This is a genomic window from Mesorhizobium sp. P2_C7 (assembly GCF_056404515.1).
On sequence record NZ_JBFUDW010000003.1, the window covers coordinates 355691 to 372382 of the forward strand.

General features: G+C 63.7%; 13 protein-coding genes. All 13 read left to right on the top strand.

What is annotated here, in order from left to right; genetic code table 11:
- Nucleotides 1-15: 15 nt before the first annotated feature.
- The 13 genes from mraY to recN all read left to right on the top strand — a co-directional run bounded on the left by mraY (nucleotide 16) and on the right by recN (nucleotide 16590).
- Nucleotides 16-1098 (top strand): phospho-N-acetylmuramoyl-pentapeptide-transferase, encoded by a 1083-nt coding sequence (gene mraY / locus AC1D2G_RS09445; protein ID WP_023765130.1) that lies wholly within the window; start codon nucleotides 16-18, stop codon nucleotides 1096-1098.
- A gap of 8 nt (nucleotides 1099-1106) precedes the next feature.
- Nucleotides 1107-2507: a UDP-N-acetylmuramoyl-L-alanine--D-glutamate ligase gene (gene murD, locus AC1D2G_RS09450; protein WP_477413496.1), complete on the top strand. Its 1401-nt coding sequence runs from the start codon at nucleotides 1107-1109 to the stop codon at nucleotides 2505-2507.
- Nucleotides 2507-3658: a putative lipid II flippase FtsW gene (ftsW, locus tag AC1D2G_RS09455; protein ID WP_095086935.1), complete on the top strand. Its 1152-nt coding sequence runs from the start codon at nucleotides 2507-2509 to the stop codon at nucleotides 3656-3658. Before murD ends, ftsW begins: the two co-directional genes overlap by 1 nt.
- 1 nt (nucleotide 3659) lies before the next feature.
- The gene (murG, locus tag AC1D2G_RS09460; protein ID WP_457150338.1) at nucleotides 3660-4787 is read left to right on the top strand and encodes an undecaprenyldiphospho-muramoylpentapeptide beta-N-acetylglucosaminyltransferase; all 1128 of its coding nucleotides are present in this window, start codon (nucleotides 3660-3662) and stop codon (nucleotides 4785-4787) included.
- Nucleotides 4784-6190: a UDP-N-acetylmuramate--L-alanine ligase gene (murC, locus tag AC1D2G_RS09465; protein WP_477413498.1), complete on the top strand. Its 1407-nt coding sequence runs from the start codon at nucleotides 4784-4786 to the stop codon at nucleotides 6188-6190. Before murG ends, murC begins: the two co-directional genes overlap by 4 nt.
- The gene (murB, locus tag AC1D2G_RS09470; RefSeq protein ID WP_477413500.1) at nucleotides 6187-7152 is read left to right on the top strand and encodes a UDP-N-acetylmuramate dehydrogenase; all 966 of its coding nucleotides are present in this window, start codon (nucleotides 6187-6189) and stop codon (nucleotides 7150-7152) included. Before murC ends, murB begins: the two co-directional genes overlap by 4 nt.
- Before the next feature lie 300 nt (nucleotides 7153-7452).
- On the top strand, nucleotides 7453-8379 hold the full coding sequence (locus AC1D2G_RS09475) for a D-alanine--D-alanine ligase (protein WP_477226992.1): 927 nt from the start codon (nucleotides 7453-7455) through the stop codon (nucleotides 8377-8379).
- Entirely contained in the window at nucleotides 8367-9308 is a 942-nt protein-coding gene (locus AC1D2G_RS09480) for a cell division protein FtsQ/DivIB (RefSeq protein ID WP_477413502.1), read from the top strand. Before AC1D2G_RS09475 ends, AC1D2G_RS09480 begins: the two co-directional genes overlap by 13 nt.
- Nucleotides 9305-10612, top strand: a complete 1308-nt coding sequence (gene ftsA / locus AC1D2G_RS09485) for a cell division protein FtsA (protein ID WP_477302043.1) — start codon at nucleotides 9305-9307, stop codon at nucleotides 10610-10612. The genes AC1D2G_RS09480 and ftsA overlap by 4 nt, the downstream gene beginning before the upstream one ends.
- Nucleotides 10613-10678: 66 nt before the next feature.
- Nucleotides 10679-12349 (top strand): cell division protein FtsZ, encoded by a 1671-nt coding sequence (ftsZ, locus tag AC1D2G_RS09490; RefSeq protein ID WP_477413504.1) that lies wholly within the window; start codon nucleotides 10679-10681, stop codon nucleotides 12347-12349.
- A gap of 280 nt (nucleotides 12350-12629) precedes the next feature.
- Nucleotides 12630-13580, top strand: coding sequence for a UDP-3-O-acyl-N-acetylglucosamine deacetylase (gene lpxC / locus AC1D2G_RS09495; RefSeq protein WP_477413506.1), 951 nt, complete (start codon nucleotides 12630-12632; stop codon nucleotides 13578-13580).
- Between the two features lie 261 nt (nucleotides 13581-13841).
- On the top strand, nucleotides 13842-14714 hold the full coding sequence (locus AC1D2G_RS09500; protein ID WP_095086961.1) for an outer membrane protein assembly factor BamD: 873 nt from the start codon (nucleotides 13842-13844) through the stop codon (nucleotides 14712-14714).
- Nucleotides 14715-14916: 202 nt separating this feature from the next.
- Nucleotides 14917-16590 (top strand): DNA repair protein RecN, encoded by a 1674-nt coding sequence (gene recN / locus AC1D2G_RS09505; RefSeq protein ID WP_477226995.1) that lies wholly within the window; start codon nucleotides 14917-14919, stop codon nucleotides 16588-16590.
- Nucleotides 16591-16692 lie beyond the last annotated feature (102 nt).

Genomic DNA, 16692 nt, shown 5'->3' on the forward strand with positions numbered 1-16692 from the left:
GGGGACGATAAGCGCATGTTCACACTGCTCGTCGATTTTGCGGACAAGATCTCGGTCTTCAATGTCTTCCGCTACATCACCTTCCGCACCGGCGGGGCGCTGATCACGTCGGCACTCATCGTCTTCATCTTCGGACCGACCATCATCAATTCGCTGCGGTTGCGGCAAGGCAAGGGCCAGCCGATCCGCGCCGACGGCCCCCAGACGCATTTCAAGAAGGCCGGTACCCCGACCATGGGCGGGCTGATGATCCTGTCGGGCATCATCGGGTCGTCGCTGCTGTGGGCGAACCTGTCGAGCATCTATGTCTGGGTGGTGCTGCTGGTGACGCTGGGCTTCGGCTCGATCGGCTTCTATGACGACTATCTGAAGGTGACCAAACAGTCGCATCTCGGCTTTTCCGGCAAGGCACGGCTGGCGCTTGAATTCGTCATTGCCGGCATCGCCGCCTGGGTGATCATGCACAACGGCCAGGCGCCGTTCTCGTCGTCGCTGACATTCCCCTTCGCCAAGGAATTCATCATCAATCTCGGCTGGTTCTTCATCCCGTTCTCCTGCTTCGTCATCGTCGGCGCCGGTAATGCGGTGAACCTGACCGACGGCCTCGACGGGCTGGCGATTGTGCCCATCATGATCGCGGCGGCGTCCTTCGGCGTCATCGCCTATCTGTCCGGCAACGCCGTATTCGCAGAATATCTGCAGATCCATTTCGTGCCCGGCACCGGCGAACTGGCGGTCGTGCTCGGCGCGGTCATCGGCGCCGGCCTCGGCTTCCTCTGGTTCAACGCGCCGCCGGCGGCGATCTTCATGGGCGACACCGGCTCGCTGGCCATGGGCGGCCTGATCGGCACGGTTGCCGTCGCCACCAAGCACGAGATCGTTCTGGTTATCGTCGGCGGGTTGTTCGTCGTCGAAATCCTGTCGGTCATCATCCAGGTCGGCTACTTCAAGATGACCGGCAAGCGGGTGTTCCTGATGGCGCCGATCCACCATCATTTCGAAAAGCTCGGCTGGACCGAAAGCCAGGTTGTGATCCGCTTCTGGATCATCGCCGTTATCCTGGCGCTGGTCGGCCTGTCCACCCTGAAGCTGAGATAGGAGCCCGCTTGATCCCCGCCGCATCCTTCGCAGGCAAGCATGTTTCGCTCTTCGGGCTCGGTGGCTCGGGGATCGCGACGGCGCGCGCGCTGATCGCCGGCGGGGCGGACGTGCTGGCCTGGGACGACAACCCCGAAAGCGTTGCCAAGGCGGCGGCGGACGGCATCGCAACCAGCGATTTGCGCGGCGCCGACTGGGCAAAGTTCTCGGCTTTCGTGCTGTCGCCGGGCGTGCCGCTGACGCATCCCAAGCCGCATTGGACGGTGGAACTGGCGCGTGGTGCTGGCGTCGAGATCATTGGCGACATCGAGCTTTTCTGCCGCGAACGGATGCTGGCCGCGCCGGCAGCGCCGTTCATCGCCATCACCGGCACCAACGGCAAGTCGACGACGACCGCATTGACCGCGCATATCCTCAAAGCGGCGGGACGCGACACCCAGATGGGCGGCAATATCGGCCGCGCGGTGATGACGCTCGATCCGCCCGAGCCCAATCGGCATTATGTCGTCGAATGCTCGTCGTACCAGATCGATCTCGCGCCCTCGATCAACCCGACGGCCGGCATCCTGCTCAATTTGACGCCGGACCATCTCGATCGGCACGGCACCATGCAGCACTACGCCTCGATCAAGGAACGGCTGGTGGCCGGCAGCGAGACTGCGATCATCGGCATCGACGATTCCTGGTGCGCTCAGATCGCCGAGCGGCTGGAGCGGGCAGGGCGGCATGTCATCCGTATTTCCAAGCGGCTGCCGCTGACCGACGGCTATTTCGCCGACGGCGGCAACCTGATGGAGGCGGTGAACGGCCGCTACAGCCCCGTCGCTTTCCTCGAAGGCATCGGCTCGCTGCGCGGCCAGCACAATGCGCAAAACGCGTTGGCAGCGGTCGCCGCTTGCCTCAAGGTCGGGCTGGACCTTGGCGAAATCCAATCCGGACTGGAAAGTTTTCCCGGCCTTGCGCACCGTATGGAGCAGGTCGGCCGCAAGGATCATGTGCTGTTCGTCAACGATTCCAAGGCGACCAATGCCGACGCGGCGGCACCGGCTTTGTCGAGCTTTCCGCGCATCTACTGGATCGCCGGCGGCCTGCCCAAGGAGGGCGGCATCGAGCCGTTGCGCGGCTTCTTCCCGCGCATCGCCAAGGCCTATCTGATCGGCGAGGCGGCGCCCGCCTTTTCGGCGACACTCGGCGAGGCCGTCCCCTACGAAATATCGGGCACGCTGGCCGCTGCGGTCGAACATGCCGCGCATGATGCGGCTCAAGACGATGCGAGCGAAGTGGTGGTGCTGTTGTCTCCGGCCTGCGCCAGTTTCGACCAGTTCAAGAATTTCGAAGTCCGCGGCGAAGCCTTCAGGCAAGCTGCGAATGCTATCGAGGGTGTGAAACCCATCGGAGGGGCACGATAATGCAGAGCCGTCTCGATAAAAGTCCGGTTGCGACCTGGTGGTGGACGATCGATCGCTGGTTCCTGGCGGCGTTCCTGTCGCTGATGGGGCTCGGCATCGTGCTGTCGTTTGCCGCCAGCCCGGCGGTGGCCGAACGCATCGGCCTCGACAGCTTCCATTTTGCCACCAGGCAGATCATCTTCACCGTGCCGGCGCTTGGCGTGATGCTGGCGGTGTCCTTCCTCGAATCCCGGCAGATCCGGCGCATGGCGCTGATCATGCTGTGCCTGATGCTGGTGCTGATGGTGGCGGTGCTCTACATCGGCGTCGAGGTGAAGGGCGCGCGCCGTTGGGTGTCGCTGGCCGGCCTGTCGATCCAGCCGTCGGAATTCCTCAAGCCCGCCTTCGTCATCATGTGCGCCTGGCTATTTGCCGAACACAAGCGCCAGCCCGACATTCCGGGCAATCTGTTTGCCATGCTGCTGCTGGCGCTGGTCGTCTCGCTGCTGGTGGCGCAGCCGGATCTCGGCCAAACGATGCTGGTGACCGGCACCTGGGGTGTGATGTTCTTCATGGCCGGGCTGCCATGGCTGTGGATCATCGCGCTAGGTGGTGCGGGCGTCGGCGGCGTGTTCGCCGCCTATTCGGTGTTTCCGCACGTCGCCTTGCGCATCGACAAGTTCCTCACTGGCGAAGGCGACACGTTCCAGGTCGACATGGGCCGCGAGGCGCTGATCAATGGCGGCTGGTTCGGCGTCGGGCCGGGCGAGGGCACCGTCAAGCGGGTCATCCCGGACAGCCATGCCGACTTTGTCTTTTCGGTCGCCGGCGAGGAATTCGGATTGATCATGTGCTTCTTCATCATGTCGATCTTCGCCTTCATTGTGCTGCGCGGCCTCAACACGGCGCTGAAGGAGCATGACGACTTCACCCGCTATGCGGTCGGCGGCCTCGTCACCGTGTTCGGCCTGCAGGCCGTCATCAACATGTGCGTCAACCTGCAACTGGTGCCGGCCAAGGGCATGACGCTGCCATTCATCTCCTATGGCGGTTCCTCTCAGATCGCGATCGCCATCTCGATGGGCATGGTGCTGGCGCTGACGCGCAAGCGGCCCGAAAAGCGCAAGCAAATGGGCTTTGCCCTGCCGCAACGCGCCTTGCCGGCGGAGTGATATGGCGAGAGGCGTCATCCTTCTCGCGGCAGGTGGAACCGGCGGGCATCTGTTTCCGGCCGAGGCGCTGGCGCATGAGCTGAACGAGCGCGGCTGGACGGTGCATCTGGCCACCGACGACCGCGCCGAGCGGTTCGCCGCCCATTTCCCGGCAGCCGCCATCCATCCGATCCAGTCGGCGACAATGGGCTCGAAAAATCCCATTGCCCTGCTTGGTGCCTTCTGGAAAATCTGGCGCGGCGTGCGCCAGGCCTCTGCCGTCATCGCCAGGATCAAGCCGGATGCCGTCGTCGGCTTTGGCGGCTACCCGACCTTGCCGCCGCTCTATGCGGCGACGCGGCGCAAGGTGCCGACGCTGATCCATGAGCAGAACGCGGTGATGGGACGCGCCAACCGGGCGCTGGCCGGGCGTGTCGACGCCATCGCCGGCGGCTTCCTGCCACAGGACGCCAGTGCCACCGGCGCCAAGACGGTGACGACAGGCAATCCGGTCCGGCCTCCCGTGCTGGAAGCGGCCAAGACGCCTTATGCGGCATCGACCGGGGAGCAGCCGTTCAGGCTGTTGGTGTTCGGCGGGAGCCAGGGTGCGCAGTTCTTTTCGGACGCGGTGCCGGCGGCCGTCGCGCTGCTTTCCGATACGCAACGCAAGCGGTTGCTGATCACGCAGCAGGCGCGCGCCGATGACGTGGCGCGGGTGAAGGCGGCCTATGCCGCACTTGGCGTCGCCGCCGAAGTCTCGCCCTTCTTCACCGACATGGCGCAACGCATAGCGGCGGCGCATCTGGTGGTGTCGCGCTCCGGCGCCTCGACCGTTTCGGAGATCGCCGTCATCGGCCGGCCGGCGCTGCTGGTGCCATATCCCTATGCGCTCGACCACGACCAGGCGGCGAACGCGGCGGCCCTTGCCGCCGCTGGCGGTGGCGAAGTGCACCCGCAATCCTCGCTTTCGCCCGAACGCATCGCGGCCCTCATCGGTGGGCTGATGGACAGCCCCGAGCGGCTGGCGGCCATGGCGGCGGGAGCGAAATCGGCCGGCCGGCCCGACGCGGCACGGTTGCTCGCCGATCTTACAGAGGCTATTGCGTCCCAAAAAACCGTTTCAGACTTCAGGAAGGGGACGCACGTATGAAGATGCCGCAGACCATCGGCCTTGTGCATTTCATCGGTATTGGCGGCATCGGCATGAGCGGCATCGCCGAAGTGCTGCACAATCTCGGCTACAAGGTGCAGGGGTCCGACCAGGCCGACAGCGCCAATGTGCAGCGGCTGCGCGACAAGGGCATCGAATGCTTCGTCGGGCACCAGGCCGAAAATCTCGGCGATGCCGAGGTTGTCGTCGTCTCGACGGCGATCAAGAAAACAAACCCCGAACTGAAGGCCGCGCGCGAGAAGCTGCTGCCGATCGTGCGCCGTGCCGAGATGCTGGCCGAGCTGATGCGTTTTCGCCAGGCGGTGGCGATTGGCGGCACGCATGGCAAGACGACGACGACCTCGATGGTGGCGACCTTGCTCGAAGCCGGCGGGCTCGATCCGACTGTCATCAATGGCGGCATCATCAACGCCTATGGCACCAATGCGCGTATGGGCGATGGCGAATGGATGGTGGTCGAGGCCGACGAGAGCGACGGCACATTCCTCAAGCTGCCGGCCGAAATCGCTGTCGTCACCAACATCGATCCTGAGCATCTCGACCACTATGGCAGCTTCGACAAGGTGCGCGAGGCGTTCCGCCAGTTCGTCGAGAACGTGCCGTTCTACGGCTTCGGCGTGATGTGCACCGATCACCCGGAAGTGCAGGCCCTGGTCGGCCGCATCGAGGACCGCCGCATCATCACCTATGGCGAGAACGCGCAGGCCGACGTGCGCTTCACCAACCACCGCATGGCGGGTGCCATTTCGGAATTCGACGTGGTGATCCGCAACCGCAAGAGCGGTGGCCAGACGACGATCGCCGGCCTGCGCTTGCCGATGCCCGGCCGCCACAACGTCTCCAACGCGACGGCGGCGATCGCTGTCGCGCATGAACTTGGCCTGTCCGCCGAGGCGATCAAGAAGGGCCTGTCGTCCTTCGCCGGCGTCAAACGCCGCTTCACTCATACCGGTTCATGGAACGGCGTCGATGTGTTCGACGATTACGGCCATCATCCGGTCGAGATCTCGGCTGTGCTGAAGGCGGCGCGCAGCGCCACTAAGGGCCGCGTCATCGCCATTGCCCAGCCGCATCGCTTCACCCGGCTGCACGACCTGTTCAACGAGTTTTCCACCTGTTTCAACGACGCCGACACGGTGATGGTGGCGCCGGTCTACGCGGCCGGTGAAGAACCGATCGAAGGCGTGACCTCGGATGCGCTGGTGTCGCGCATCCGCGCCGGCGGCCATCGCGACGCACGCTACATCGAAGGTCCGGCAGCAATCGCGCCGATCATCCGCGATCTGGCCAAGCCCGGCGACTTCGTCGTCTTCCTCGGCGCCGGAAACATCACCCAATGGGCTTATGCGTTGCCCAAGGAGCTTGGCGGGACGGTCTCATGATGTATGGCCAGGCCCTGATCGACAGACTTGGCGACCGGCTTGCCGGCCTGCGTGGCCGCCTCACGCCGAATGCCGAGATGGACAAGATCACCTGGTTCCGCGCCGGGGGGCTGGCCGAAGTGCTGTTCCAGCCGGCCGACGAGGAGGACCTGGCCGCCTTCCTCAAAGCCGTTCCCGAGGAAATACCGCTGACCGTCGTCGGCGTCGGCTCGAACCTTCTGGTTCGTGACGGCGGCATTCCGGGTTTTGTCATCCGGCTTTCGGCTAAAGGGTTTGGTGAGGCAGAAATTGTTTCGCCGACCACGATCAAGGCGGGCGCGGCCACGCCCGACAAGCGCGTTGCTGCCGTGGCGCTGGAAGCCGGCATTGGCGGTTTCCATTTCTATCACGGCATTCCGGGCGCCATTGGCGGCGCGCTGCGGATGAACGCCGGCGCCAACGGCGTCGAGACGCGCGAACGCGTCGTCGAGGTGCGTGCGCTCGACCGCAAGGGCAATGTGCAAACGCTGAGCAATGCCGACATGGGCTACGCCTACCGCCATTCGGCGGCACCTTCCGGGCTGATCTTCACCTCGGCTTTGTTCAAGGGGTTTGCCGAGGACAAGGCAGCGATCAAGGCGGCGATGGACGCGGTGCAGAACCATCGCGAGACCGTGCAGCCGATCCGCGAAAAGACCGGCGGTTCGACCTTCAAGAATCCCGAAGGCACGTCAGCCTGGAAGGAGATCGACAAGGCGGGCTGCCGCGGCCTGATGATCGGCGGTGCGCAGATGTCGCCGCTGCATTGCAACTTCATGATCAACACGGGAACCGCGACCGGCTACGACCTCGAATATCTCGGCGAGACGGTGCGAACGCGGGTGCTGGAAAATTCGGGCATCCGGCTGCAATGGGAAATCAAGCGCATCGGCAATTTCCGGCCGGGGCATGCCGTGCAGGAGTTTCTCGGGCAACTTCTATAGTGGGTGTTGAAGTTCACGTGATGCATGAACTTCAATGGGGCCGAAAATGGCTCGCGACCGTTGCCGCAAAGACTCAACGGCGCGGTTTTCGCATCCATTTTCTCAGAAAGTGAATCTCTCGGAATCGTAAGTACTTGCCAGTGAATCAACTCTCTGATTCTCTGCTCCAAAGCGTTTCCTGATTTGAGTCGTTCGACGCGTTCAGCGTTTTCCGTCTGGGGGGCAACCTGCCGGGAGACTCGGACTCAATGTTGCGGAAATCTTGGTTTTTGGTCCGCGGTGAGAGGGGATGACGGGGGAATGAAAAGCAAGCATGTGGCCGTCCTGCTGGGAGGTTTCTCGTCCGAGCGGCCCGTGTCCCTGTCCTCGGGAAAGGCTTGTGCCGATGAGCTCGAGAAGGAAGGCTATCAGGTCACGCGCGTCGATGTCGGGCGCGATGTCGGCTCGGTGCTTGCCGAACTCCGGCCGGATGTCGCGTTCAATGCGCTGCATGGTCCGTTTGGCGAGGATGGTACCATCCAAGGTATCCTCGAATATCTCGGTGTCCCCTATACGCATTCCGGCGTGCTCGCGTCGGCGCTGGCCATGAACAAGGAGCAGGCCAAGCGGGTTGCCAAATCGGTTGGTGTCCCTGTCGCCGAATCGAAGGTCGCCAGCCGCTTCGCCATCCAGAACAAACACCCGATGAAGCCGCCCTATGTGGTCAAACCCGTCAATGAGGGGTCGAGCTTCGGCGTCGTCATCGTGCATGAGGGGCAGTCGCATCCGCCGCAGGTCATCGGCTCGTCCGAATGGAAATATGGCGATACCGTCATGGTCGAACGCTACATCCATGGCCGCGAGCTGACCTGCGCCGTGATGGGCGATGTCGCTCTTGGGGTCTGTGAGATCATCCCAACCGGCCATTCCTTCTACGACTATGATTCAAAATATGTCGCGGGGGGATCAAAGCACGAATGCCCCGCAAAAGTTTCACCGAATATTTACCAAAAAATACAAACACTGGCGCTCAAGGCTCATCAAGCGATCGGCTGTCGGGGCGTTTCCCGATCGGACTTCCGTTATGACGATCGGCATTCCGAAAACGGCGAGGTTGTCTGGCTCGAGGTCAACACCCAGCCGGGTATGACGCCGACGTCCTTGGTGCCTGAAATCGCCGCCCAGGCCGGGCACTCGTTTGGCGATTTGTTGAGTTGGATGGTGGAGGACGCTTCGTGTCTGCGTTGAAATGGGGACAAGGCAAGGGGAAGGGCGCGGCCGGGCCGGCGCTGTTCGGCTTGCCGTTGTCATCAGGCCATTTCGTGCTGCCGCGTGTGCTTCGCCGCCCGGTGCGTGTTCTTGCGCGCCTGGGCGTGGGTGAATTCCAGGCGCCGCGCTTCTCCGCGGCCATGATGTCTGCCGTGCTGCTTGTCTCGAGCAGTGCCTATGGCGCCTATCTCGGCGGCCATGTCGACGGCATCGTCCAAAGCGTCACTGCCCGCACCGGCTTTGCTGTCGATCAGGTCAGGGTGGTCGGCAATCGCCAGACCTCCGAGATCGACATTCTCGACAGGCTCGAGCTCGACGGCTGGACCTCGCTGATCGGTTTCGATGCCGAGGCCGCGCGGGAGCGCATTGCTACCTTGCCCTGGATCGAGGTCGCCGCGGTGCGCAAGGTCTATCCGCACACGCTGGAAGTGCGCGTCGAAGAGCGCGAGCCCTTCGCGCTCTGGCAGCAGGGCGATGAGCTCTCGGTTATTGAGAAGAATGGCGCCGTGATCGCGCCGTTCTCCGGCGGCAAGCAGGTGCGTCTGCCTTTGCTGATCGGTCTCGGTGCGCCGGCCAAGGCGCCGGACTTCCTGGTCAAGGTCGAAAAATATCCTGAACTCGCGAGCCGGATCAAAGGCTATGTCCGCGTTGGTGAGCGGCGCTGGGACCTGAAGCTGGACAACGGCATCACCGTCAAGCTTCCCGAGGATGGCGAGGATCAGGCGATCGCCGAGCTCGTCAAGATGGACCAGGACAAGGGGCTGTTGTCGCGCGATATCGCCGCCGTCGACATGCGCCTGACGGACAGGCTGGTCGTGCAGTTGACGCCCGAGGCGGCGACGCAGCGCGAAGCCGCCCTCAACGAAAAACCCAAAAGCCTGAAGCGCAAGCCGGAGACGAAAATATGAGCTGGCTTGGCGGTCATGGCGACGCCGCGTCGCGCCGGTCCGGCACCCTGACGGTGCTGGATGTCGGTTCGAGCAAGGTCTGCTGCATGGTGGCAAAGCTGAAGCCGAGCGAAGACGGCAAGCTGTTGCGCGGCCGCTCGCACCGGATCCAGGTGATCGGCATCGGCCATCAGAAGTCGCAGGGCGTGAAGTCGGGAGTCGTCGTCGACCTCGATCGCGCCGAGCATGCCATTCGTCTTTCCGTCGATGCGGCCGAGCGCATGGCTGGGCTGACGGTCGATTCGCTGATCGTCAACATGACCGCCGGCCGGCTGAAGAGCGAAGCCTTCTCGGCCACCATCAACCTTGGCGGCCACGAGGCCGACGAGGCCGATATCAAGCGCGTTCTCGGCGCGGGCGCCAAGCAAGCACTGAAGGCCGAGCGCGAGGTGATCCATTCGCTCCCCGTCGGCTTTTCGCTCGATGCCGAGCGCGGCGTGCGCGATCCGCGCGGCATGGTCGGCGACGCACTTGGCGTCGACATGCATGTCTTGACCGGCGACGCCGCGCCAATGCGCAACCTGGAGCTTTCCATCAACCGGTCGCACCTGTCGGTCGAACGCATGGTGGCGACGCCCTATGCCAGCGGGCTGGCCGCCCTGGTCGACGACGAGCTGGAAATGGGCGCCGCCTGCATCGACATGGGCGGCGGCACGACGACGATCTCGGTGTTTTCGGACGGCAAGTTCGTCCATGGCGACGCGATCGCAATCGGCGGCAACCATGTCACGCTGGACATGGCCAAGGGCCTGTCGACCTCACTCGACGCCGCCGAGCGGCTGAAGGTGATGCATGGCTCGGCATTGCCGGGCAGCGCCGACGACCGGGACCTGGTCTCGATCCAACCGATCGGCGACGACGGCGACGTGCCCCTGCAGATCCCGCGCTCGGTGATGACGCGCATCGTGCGCGCCCGCATCGACGAGACGCTCGAACTGCTGCGCGACCGACTGAACAAGTCCGGCTACGGCAATGCGGTGGGCAAGCGCGTCGTCTTGACCGGCGGCGCCAGCCAGCTTGCCGGCCTGCCGGAGGCGGCGCGCCGGATCCTCGGACGCAATGTGCGCATCGGTCGCCCGCTTGGCGTGGCCGGCCTGCCGGAAGCGGCAAAGGGACCGGCCTTCTCGGCTGCGGTGGGGCTTCTGATCTATCCGCAGATGGCGAGCTTCGAGAGCCATCCGGCGAAAGGAATTTCCGGTCTCAGAATGACTGGAACGGGTGGAAAACTGCATCGCATGAGTCAGTGGTTGAGAGACAGTTTCTAATTGACGGGGACAGCCCCATAGGCGGCCGCGGCGGCGAAGCGGCGTGAAAGGCAAAGGACGGAGACAATGACGATCAATCTGCAGAAGCCGGACATCACCGAGCTTAAGCCGCGGATCACCGTGTTCGGTGTCGGCGGCGGCGGCGGCAATGCCGTCAACAACATGATCACCGCCGGTCTGCGCGGTGTCGAGTTCGTGGTGGCCAACACCGACGCTCAGGCGCTGACCATGTCGAAGGCCGATCGGCTGATCCAGCTCGGCGCGCATGTCACCGAAGGCCTTGGCGCCGGATCGCAGCCGGAAGTCGGCCGCGCGGCGGCGGAGGAATGCATCGACGAGATCATCGATCATCTGTCCAACACCCATATGTGCTTCGTCACCGCGGGCATGGGCGGCGGCACCGGCACGGGTGCGGCTCCAGTCGTGGCGCGTGCCGCACGCGAAAAGGGCATCCTCACCGTCGGCGTCGTCACCAAGCCGTTCCATTTCGAAGGCCAGCGCCGCATGAAGACCGCGGATTTTGGCATCGAAGAGCTGCAGAAATGCGTCGATACGCTGATCGTCATCCCCAACCAGAACCTGTTCCGGCTGGCCAATGACAAGACGACCTTCGCCGACGCCTTCGCCATGGCCGACCAGGTGCTCTATTCCGGTGTTGCCTGCATCACCGACCTGATGGTCAAGGAAGGCCTGATCAACCTCGACTTCGCCGACGTGCGTTCGGTCATGCGCGAGATGGGCAAGGCTATGATGGGCACCGGCGAGGCTTCGGGCGAGGGCCGTGCGATGGCCGCAGCCGAGGCTGCCATTGCCAACCCGCTGCTCGACGAGACCTCGATGAAGGGCGCCAAGGGCCTGCTGATCTCGATCACCGGCGGCCGCGACCTGACCCTGTTCGAGGTTGACGAAGCGGCGACCCGCATCCGCGAGGAAGTCGACCAGGATGCCAACATCATCCTAGGCGCCACCTTCGACGAAGAGCTCGAAGGGGTCATCCGCGTCTCGGTGGTTGCCACGGGTATCGACAAGTCGGCGGCGGAAATCGCCGCAGCGCCGATCTCGATCCGCACCGCTCCGCAGAAGCCGGTCAGCCGCCCGGCCGTTGCCGCGGTGGAAAGCCGACCGGCGCCGGTCCAGCAGGCAGCTTACGAACCGCGCGCCGTCGACCCGGTCGCCGAAGCCATCCAGCTGGCGGAAGCAAATGCAGCGGCGATGGCGCAGGCTCGTCCGGCTCCCGTTGCCCATGCGGAGGATTTCCGCCCGCAGAGCAAGATCTTCCAGGCACCGCCAGCACAGCCGATGCCGCAGCCCGTGGCACACCCGGCCCCGCAGCCACGCGAAATGCTGCGTGAAGCGCCGCAACCGGTTGCCATGGCGCCGCAGCGGATGCCGCGCGTCGAGGACTTTCCGCCGGTCGTCAAGGCCGAGGTGGATGCCAAGAACCGCCCGGCCGACCACGAGAACAGCAGCGGACCGATGGGCCTGCTGAAGCGCCTGACGAACGGCCTGACCCGTCGCGAGGAAGAGCCTGCACGGCTGCAGCCGGCGCAGCCGCGCGAACCCAAGCTGCGCCAGGCAGCGCCTGAGGTGCGCCGTCTTGCCAGCCAGGATGCGCAGCTCTACGCACCGCGCCGCGGTCAGCTCGACGAGCAGGGCCGCCTGACGCCGCAGGTGAGGGCGACTCAGGACGATGATCAGCTGGAGATTCCGGCGTTCCTGCGCCGCCAGGCCAACTGATCGGTAAACGGGCTTTAAGAATTGTTAACAGGCAAGCAAGAAATTGCTTGCCTGTTAACGTTTAAAATCATGGGATTTCAATGGCTTATCAAGCTCAACTGGATCCGACTCGCGGTTACAAAGAGTAAGAAACCGTGATTTGGAGTCTCCCACCCGCGACATTATCTTCCGGCCACCATAGTCGGTTTGTCAGGATTTCGGGGGAAGTCGCCCTGCCTGCCGATTTCAACAAGAGCCGCGCCCTCGGGCTGGAGAAGCGGACCTTAGGCATTACGGGCTTGTGGGGATTGTCTTGCACGACTATCAGACGACAGTGAAGACGCGCGCGTCGCTTACCGGCACCGGCGTCCACAGCGGCAAGGAAGTTTCCATCAGCTTCGTGCCGGCAGATGCCGATACCGGCATCGTGTTCCAGCTTTTCAACGGCGCAGTGCAGGCCCGCGAGGTTCGCGCCCTGGTTTCCGAAGTCGGCGCCACAGACCTGTGCACCATGCTTGGTGATCCCGCTGGCGAGCACATCGCCACGGTAGAGCACATCATGGCGGCGCTGTTCGGGCTCGGCATCGACAATGTCGCCATCGAGATCGACGGGTCCGAGGTTCCCATCTTCGACGGCAGCGCCATGGCGTTCGTCGAAGCCATCGACCAGGCCGGCGTCGAGACGCTGTCGGTCAAGCGCCGTTATATCAGGGTCATCAAGCCGGTTCGCATCGAGAACGGCGCCTCGTGGGCGGAGTTCAAGCCTTACGACGGCACCCGTTTCGAGATCGAGATCGACTTCGAAAGCCCGGCAATCGGCCGGCAGTTGTTCGCGTCCGACCTCAACGCCGATATTTTCCGCCGCGACCTCGCGCGCGCCCGCACCTTCGGCTTCATGAAGGATGTCGAGCGGCTGTGGGCCGCCGGCTATGCGCTCGGCTCCTCGCTGGAGAATTCGCTGGTGATCGGTGACGACAACCGCGTCATCAACATGGGCGGCCTGCGCTATCCCAACGAATTCGTCCGCCACAAGACGCTTGACGCCATGGGCGACCTGGCGCTGGCCGGCGCCCGTTTCATCGGCTGCTTCCGCTCCTATCGCGGCGGCCACAGGATGAACGCCGCCGCGCTGCGCCGCCTGCTGTCGGATCGCACGGCATTCGAGATCGTCGAGACGACACGGCGCGAGCGCGGCCGCAGCGCCGAGATGAATGCCGTCAATGCGCCGCTCTACGCGCCTTGGATGATCTGATTTACTTAACTTTTTTCGGATCCTGGCAGATAGAGGTGTTGCACGAATGCAACACCTGTTGGTGAAATTGCACTGATTTTCAAGCAGCGTCCGGCTGCCACAAAAATGTGCGATTGGCCGGCGATAGCGTTGCCGGGCAAGGCGGTTATGGTTTATGGCTGCTGCCGTCGATTAGGGCATGTCGCTCAAAAGTGGGGATCAAGTTTGGGACCACGGCATGCAACACGCATTGAAATAACGCCGAAAGGGCGGAATCCAATCATGTTCTTCAAGCGAGTTGGTCAATCGAAAGCGCCGCAGCGGGCTGTTTTCCTGGCGCTTTCGGTGGTTGTTCCATCGCTCTTCCTGTCGGCCTGCATGTCGTCGGAGAAAGATATCGACCTGTCGACCTATGTCGACCAGACCGAGCCGGCCGATGTTCTCTACAATCAAGGTCTTGCCAATCTGAATGCCGGGCGCCTGCAAGAGGCGAGCCGCAAATTCGATGCCGTCGACCGCCAGCATCCTTATTCGGAATTCGCCCGCAAATCGATGGTGATGGGCGCTTTCGCCGACTATCGCCAGGGCAACTACGACGAGGCGATCGGCTCGGCCAAACGCTACCTCACGCTCTATCCTTCGACTGATGACGCCGCCTACGCGCAGTACATCATCGGCTTGAGCTACTACCGCCAGATCAAGGACGTGACGCAGGACCAGAAGGAAGCGCGCCAGACCCTTCAGACGATGCAGGACTTGGTGACGCGTTGGCCGACATCGGAATATGTCGATGACGCCAAGGAAAAAATGCGCTTCGCCAACGACCAGCTGGCCGGCAAGGAAATGCAGATCGGCCGCTACTATCTCGAGCGCCGCGAATACATCGCCGCCGTCAAGCGCTTCCGCACCGTGGTGGAGAACTATTCCAACACACGGCATGTCGAGGAGGCGCTCGCCCGCCTGACCGAAAGCTATTACGCGATGGGCCTGACCTCGGAGGCACAGACCGCCGCCGCGGTGCTCGGCACCAACTACCCCGACAGTTCGTGGTACAAGGATTCCTACAAGCTGCTGCAGAGCAACGGGCTTGCGCCGCGCGAGAATGCCGGCTCGTGGATATCCAAGGCCGGGAAGATGATCACCGGCGGCGCCTGACCCCAGAGCATTGGACCGAAGCGTACGCAACGCTTTTTCGGATTGATCCGGTGCCCAAACAAAAAGATAGTGCGGCGCTGCGACTCCAGATGGTTGCGTGCCGCTCTAAAGCGCATCGCGCTTTAAGTCTTTTGTTTTTGTGCATGTCGTTATCCCAAAACTGGGTCCACTTTTTGGCGACATGCAATAGGTCCGGGTTCTGATGCTTTCCAGACTGTCGATCCGCGATATCGTCCTGATCGAGAAGCTGGATATCGACTTCCAGCCGGGTCTTTCCGTGCTGACCGGCGAAACCGGCGCCGGCAAATCCATCCTGCTCGATGCCCTCTCGCTGGCGCTCGGCGCGCGTGGCGACGCGTCGCTGGTGCGCCATGGCGCGGCGCAGGGCCAGGTGATCGCCGTCTTCGACGTCCCGCGCAACCATCCAGCCCGCACACTGCTTGCCGAAAACGCCATCGACGATGACGGCGACATAATCCTGCGCCGCCTCCAGACGGCGGATGGCCGCACCCGCGTCTTCGTCAACGATCAGCCTTCGAGCGTCACGCTGATGCGCGATGTCGGCCGCGCGCTGGTCGAGATCCACGGCCAGCACGACGAACGCGCTCTGGTCGATCCCGGCGCACACCGCGATGTGCTTGACGCTTTCGGCGGCCATCTCGGCGCTGTCCGCTCGACCGGCGAGGCGTGGCGGCACTGGCGCGCCTGCGAGCACGAGCTGTCGCGTCACAGCGCCAAAGTGGCGGCGGCCGCGCGTGAGGCCGACTATCTGCGTGCGGCGGTGGCGGAGCTGACGAAGCTCGATCCGCAGCCGGGCGAGGAGACCGATCTCGCCGAGCTGCGCGCATCGATGATGCGGGCGGAAAAGATCGCTTCCGAAATCCATGACGCGCAAGATGTGCTGTCCGGTCCGTCCTCGCCCTTGCCGCAACTGGCGAGCCTGCTCAGACGGCTGCAGCGCAAGGTGACGGAAGCACCGGGCCTGCTCGACGACGTGGTCAAGTCGCTCGACGAGGCAATGCTGTCGCTAGATGCCGCGCAATCGGGCGTCGAGGCCGCACTGCGCGCCACCGAATATGATCCACAGCGGCTGGAGAAGGCGGAGGAGCGGTTGTTTTCGCTGCGCGCCGCTTCGCGCAAGCACACTGTCGCCGTCGACGACCTGGCGCAATTGCGCGACACGATGTCGGCCGATCTCGCCGATCTCGATGCCGGCGAGGAACGCTTGCATGGGCTCGAAAAGCAGGCTGCCGCGGCACGCGAGACCTATGACATTGCAGCCGCACAACTCTCCTCGCTGCGCCATGCGGCGGCGGTCGGCCTGACCAAGGCGGTCATGGCCGAGTTGCCGGCTCTAAAGCTCGAACGCGCCGCCTTCATCGTCGAGATGAAGAGCGAGGCCGAGAGCCGCATGGAAGAAGGCATCGACCAGATCGAATTTTGGGTGCGCACCAATCCAGGCACACGGCCTGGGCCGATGATGAAGGTCGCTTCCGGCGGCGAGCTTTCTCGCTTCTTGTTGGCGCTGAAGGTGGCGCTGGCCGACCGTGGCTCGGCGCCGACGCTGGTTTTCGATGAAATCGACACCGGCGTGGGCGGCGCTGTCGCCGACGCCATCGGCCAGCGGCTGGCGCGATTGTCGAAACGCGTCCAGGTGCTGTCGGTCACGCATGCGCCGCAGGTAGCGGCACGTGCGGCGACGCATTTCCTGATCTCCAAGTCGGGCAGCACCGACCGAGTCGCGACCGGCATTGCCGAGATGGACCGGCCGGCGCGGCAGGAAGAGATCGCGCGCATGCTGGCCGGCGCCACCATCACCGACGAGGCGCGCGCCGCCGCCGAGCGGCTGCTGCGCGAGAACACCGCCGCGTCCTGACGATGCACGGTTCGCCAGGCTGGCAAAAATCCCGGCTTCGCAACAGAGTCAGCTTGTGGCGCCATCCCGCTGTTTCGGCGCGGTTTTATCAGAATTTTGCTC